The organism is Clostridium tyrobutyricum (assembly GCF_019144085.1).
In the GTDB taxonomy this organism is placed as follows: Bacteria; Bacillota; Clostridia; order Clostridiales; family Clostridiaceae; genus Clostridium_B; species Clostridium_B tyrobutyricum_A.
In genome coordinates this window covers 1-1,937 of record NZ_JAHHUY010000066.1, presented here as the reverse complement: position 1 = coordinate 1,937, position 1,937 = coordinate 1, and the positions used below count along the sequence as shown (strand labels likewise).

The following is a 1,937-nucleotide window of genomic DNA, read 5'->3' as shown; positions in this document are numbered from 1 at the left end:
ACGAGTGGGGGTGGTCAGGAGGTACTGACCAGAATAATAAACATCACATCTGTAAAAAGAAAAGCAGTTCCTTTGAGGTACTGTCCCAGGTGATTTTATCGAATATGTCTTTTGCAAATTTCTTCTTTTCTTCCATGGAGTCCGTATCCAAAAACTGTATTATTGCTTTGTGAATTAAATCTATATTTAACTTGTCATTAGAGTTAAAAAGTTTTTCTCTTTCTAGTTTTAGAAGTTCTTCCTTTAAAGTATTGCTTTCCTGTGTAAGATTTTCTATTCTTTCAGCCAATGGTTTGGCAGCATCATTTGAAAGAAGAATCAGCTTGTCTACAAGGCTGTCAACAGCTTTTTTATTTGATGCAATCTTTTTGTTTATGGATTTTATGTCTCTGTCTACATTGGATTTCTTTTTGTTGGAGTTATAGTATTTAGTAAGTGTCTCCTTGTCCCTCATTTTCTCAAGAAAATCTTTGACTTTGGATTCAGCCCAGTCAACTCTGAGAGAAAGGTTGGAGCATCCATTTTGTCTGTATCTTTTACCACTGCAGGTAAAATAATATACCCTGGTTCCGTCACTTCTTATCCTTCCAGGAGAAACTCCCATACCTGCCCCGCATCTGCATTTCATAAGTCCACCTGTAAGAAATGTAAATTTACTTTCATGTGGATGAGGAGCAACTGTCTTTTTTTCAAGCTGACTTTGTACAGCAATCCATAAATTCAAGTCTACAGCAGGTTCATGCCTTGATACACCTACCATCATGCTTTTATCTTTCCATGCCTTTACACCTTTATATCTTGGCCTGCGGTTATATGGGAGAAATCCACATCCGTTTGGTTCGCCATAGACAGTGTATCCTTTGTTTTTAAGATACTTTATGGACTCTTCTGTGGCTTCCAGGTAAGTTGGATTTGTAAGTAGTCCATAGATGGTTTTTGGATTGTAGTTGAAGCCTTTCAGCTTGAAATATTTGTGTATTTCAAAGGCAGTATAACCACTGGCGTATTTTTGAAATATGAGTTTTATGTTGTCTGCGTCTTTTTCCTTTTTCAAGTATGAAACTTCCTTGCCGTTTTCTTTTATTCTCTCTACAGAATATCCTGCAGGTGCAGTTCCGCCACTCCATCTGCCAAGCTTTGCAAGTTCCTTCATGTTATCTTTTACTCTCTGTGCTATATTCATTCTTTCCATTTCAGCAAAGGAGGCCAGGAGCATCATCATCATTTTACCTATAGGTGTGGAAGGGTCGAAACCTTCTGTAACAGATACAAGCTTTACATTTAGCTTGTCTAGTTCATCAAATACATTAACGAAGTCCACTATGTTCCTGGCTATACGGTCTACCTTGTATACTGCAACTACATCAAACTGTTTTATTTTGACAAGCTGCATCATTCTCTTGAAGTCAGGTCTGTTTATGTTTCCACCGGAAAAGCCTTCATCTTCAAATATTTCAAATTTGCATTCTTCGTTCTGTCTTTGGAAGTACTGTTTGCATATTGCTATCTGATTCTTTATGCTTTCTCCTGTGTCTGTTTCTACTGATTTACGGCTGTATATGGCTATTTTGAGCAATAGGGTGACTCCTTTCAAAAGTATTTAATCATTATAAAAAATATTTCATACAATCTTATTATATAAAATATTTTTTTGTTGTACAATTGTAAGATCCCGTTATTATTGTTAAAAAATATTTTAGATGATATAATTACCTAAAAAGGAATTAGTACAAGCTGTTAAAATGAGGGATGAATTATGAGTGATGGTTTACAAGATGAAAATGGAATTCCTATAGAAAATCAAATAAGTAAAGATAGTTCTACTATAAATAATATTAATAATCAAAACAATACATATGTTTTTCCTGAAGATAGAGTTATACGTTTTTATGAAGAAGATATAAAAAGAATAATTATTTATTTTTCTAAAGAAATCG

At 34.4% G+C, this 1,937-nt stretch carries 2 protein-coding genes; one reads left to right on the top strand and one right to left on the bottom strand.

Translation table 11 applies throughout. The features are described from left to right. Nucleotides 1-43 precede the first annotated feature (43 nt). Nucleotides 44-1,576 (bottom strand): recombinase family protein, encoded by a 1,533-nt coding sequence (locus KM800_RS14960; protein WP_217813802.1) that lies wholly within the window; start codon nt 1,574-1,576, stop codon nt 44-46. Between the two features lie 180 nt (nt 1,577-1,756). On the opposite strand from KM800_RS14960, the gene KM800_RS14955 reads away from it, so the two are divergent. Then, nucleotides 1,757-1,937: hypothetical protein (locus tag KM800_RS14955; RefSeq protein ID WP_217813801.1), on the top strand; the 181-nt coding region annotated here is incomplete at its 3' end.